General features: G+C 46.4%; 1 protein-coding gene. It reads left to right on the top strand.

Features of this window, described 5'->3' with window-relative positions; all coding sequences use genetic code 11:
- Positions 1 to 73: 73 nt before the first annotated feature.
- On the top strand, positions 74 to 3142 hold a 3069-nt coding region (locus WC980_10825; GenBank protein ID MFA5795544.1), incomplete at its 3' end, for a hypothetical protein.

Genomic DNA, 3142 nt, shown 5'->3' with positions numbered 1-3142 from the left:
AACTCTGCAGACTTACTTCAACGAAGCGGCCGCTCTCGGCCTTACGGTAGAGGTTTATAACACTCCTATTACAATGAAGAAGACCGCATCAGGCTGGCTAGTTATAAACTCCCAGATATTATTCAAGGTAAAAGGCATCAGCTCCACGATCGCCGCCAGTTCTCTCACAACAAGCTCAATCATTACAAGCCTGGATACCGCCAATTACAGCTTAACCATAGGCGGCCAGACGATCACACTACCATCAAGCTTCACTGCTTACTGGTACTACGATGACACGCAACTTCCCGGCTTCACCGTTAATAGCAGCAACATCTCAACTCTGCAGACTTATTTCAACGAGGCGGCCGCTCTCGGCCTTACGGTAGAGGTTTATTACACTCCTATTACAATGAAGAAGACCGCATCAGGCTGGACGTCTACAAACTCCTACATATACTTCAAGGTAAAAGGTATAACATCCAGCATAAGCACAAGCTCTATACTTAACAGCGTGGATACGGCAAACAATACCATAACCATAGGCGATAAGACCATAACGCTCCCGTCATCATTAAACATATATTGGTACTATGACGGCTCGAGCAATGTTAGCATCAGTAATCTAACAGACTTGCAGTCCAGGTTTAACGAAGCGCAGGCTCTGGGGCTTACGGCCGAGATCGCCTTTTCCAACTTGCCCATTAAAAAGACTGCTACCGGCTGGACTTGCGCCAGTTCTTCTACTATATACTTCAACGTGAGCGGTATTATCTCGAATATAGGCGCAGGCTCGCCCATCAGCGCAGTAAACGACAATTCAGTGACCATAGGCGGCCAAAATATAATTCTTCCGCCGACCGGTACCACGTTATATTGGTACGACGGCTATAATAATGTAGCTATCAGTCTCGCGGCTCTAAAAGTTAAGTTTGACGAAGCGGAAGCGGCCGGCCTTACGGTAGAGACGCGCTATGCGCTAAACATAAAAAAGACTATTGCAGGGTCACAGTTCATGGGCACACAGATATATTTTTACACAAACAATACTTCCACCATTAACTCCGCCTCACTTGTTACGGATCTGGATACGGCGAATAATAGCATAACCATAGGTACGCAGACCGTGACTTTACCGCAGGATTTCTCTATAAGTTGGTATTACGATGATGCATACATTACCGGTATTTACACTCTATCCGATTTACAGGCTAAATTCGACGAAGCAAAGAACATGGGTCTCGATGTAGAGCTAAAATCGAACATTGCCGTCAGCAAGACCGCGTCAGGGTGGGCATTCACGAGCCCGTTCCTGACCTTAAGCGTAAAAGGCATCATTTCCAGTATCGGCACAGGCTCATCAGTCACCGCCGCTTCGGTCAGCGGTATAGCCATAGGCGGCCAGTTAATAACATTGCCTTCAACCACCGTTATATACTGGCGCGACGGAGCATCTTCCGTCATGATTAGTTTGGCTGATCTGCAGGCTAAGATTAGCGAGGCAGCTTCAGCCGGCCTTACGGTAAAAGCGTATTCCGGACAGAATATAAAGAAGGGTTCTTCAGGCTGGGAATACATGGATTCAGCGGTGAATTTCTACATGGACAGTGGTATTTCCTACATATCTACAAACTCTACGGTAACAGATATAAATAAAAGCAATAACAGCATAACAATAGGCGGACAGGCAATAATGCTGCCCTCAAGTTTCTCCATAAATTGGTATCACGGCGGGAAGTTTATTTCGTATGTCACTACTCTCGACGATCTGGAGAGCAAAATAAACGAAGCCCATGAATCCGGCGCTACTGTGGAGATGTATAATTCGATTAGCATAACAAAAACTTCCGGTAACTGGAAATTCGCGTCTACCGGCATATCTTTTAATGTTACGGGCGATTCCTCATACATTGCCACGGATTCCGCCATAACCAACGTAGATACTTCGAATAACACCATAACCATAGGCAACATTGATATAAAATTGCCGTCATCCACTATTATTTATTGGTATGACGGATCATCCGCAACCCAAATCACCCTGACAGACCTGTATAATAAGTATGCCGACGCCGAAAGCGCCGGAGCTATGCTGAAAACATATAGCAACCAGACTATAAAGAATACGTCTTCAGGCTGGCAGTATGCGGGCGCATATGCATATTTCTCAAGCAACATTGTTGCTGACAGCGGTTTCAGCATGCCTTCGGGTTTAAAGGTGGGCGATATCGATGATACAAATAAGACAATAACGATAGGCGGCCAGGTCATATCGATGCCCGCCTCCGCCGTGCCGATCCAGTGGTATGATGGCATAAGTTACGTTACCGTAAGCCTTGCCGAATTGCATAATAAACTTACTGAAGCCGAAAACGCCGGATATGCCGTAGAGACATACGGAGGATACGTAAATCAAACTGCCGAAGGCTTACAATTCGCGAATTCATCGATACGTTTCTACGTGAATAAAGGCACGTTTTATATTAACTCGGGCTCAGCACTGAGTGACGTTGATTCCGATAATGCTACTATAACCATAGGAGATCTGGCGGCGGCTATATCATCCTATACCAAGGTTTACTGGTATGACGGCGTCCTGTCTACCCAGATCAGCCTGGCGGAATTGAAGAATAAACTTACAGCAGCCCAGGCGGCCGGCCTTATAGTGCAGACGTATTCTGCGGGCAATCCTTATCTGAAGAAGACGCCGGACGGCTGGCTCTGTACAAGCTCGTCCATATATTTCCGTGTGGGAACAGATGCCGCGGCGCGCGTCACCGCATCCGGTAACGGCGTAGTATCACAGAACGATCTTGACGTTGCCAATAAAACAATTACCGTAAACGGTATAACAATGGCCACACCCGATAATGGCCTGATAACATTTAACGGTTCGATCGTTTACGGAGCGACGACTGAAGCTATGCTGAATAACCTCGCTTCTCTTATATCAAACAATGCCGCTGTGGGCAATCTTACTGTGGTTTCGCCCGGTTCGGGAACATCATTGACATATATGGCTTCTAGGGGATGGAAGATAGAAACTACCAGCAGCGGATACTCGCCTTCGTTGTCATTTACGACCAGAGCCTCGGGAGAATTTTTAGCGTACTATGTTACGTCTAATGTAGCGTCTTCAAGCGTCGACATAACAAATAAGACA

The sequence above is a fragment of the Candidatus Brocadiia bacterium genome (assembly GCA_041658285.1).
GTDB lineage: Bacteria > Planctomycetota > MHYJ01 > JACQXL01 > JACQXL01 > JBBAAP01.
This window is presented reverse-complemented; position numbering and strand designations above follow the sequence as displayed.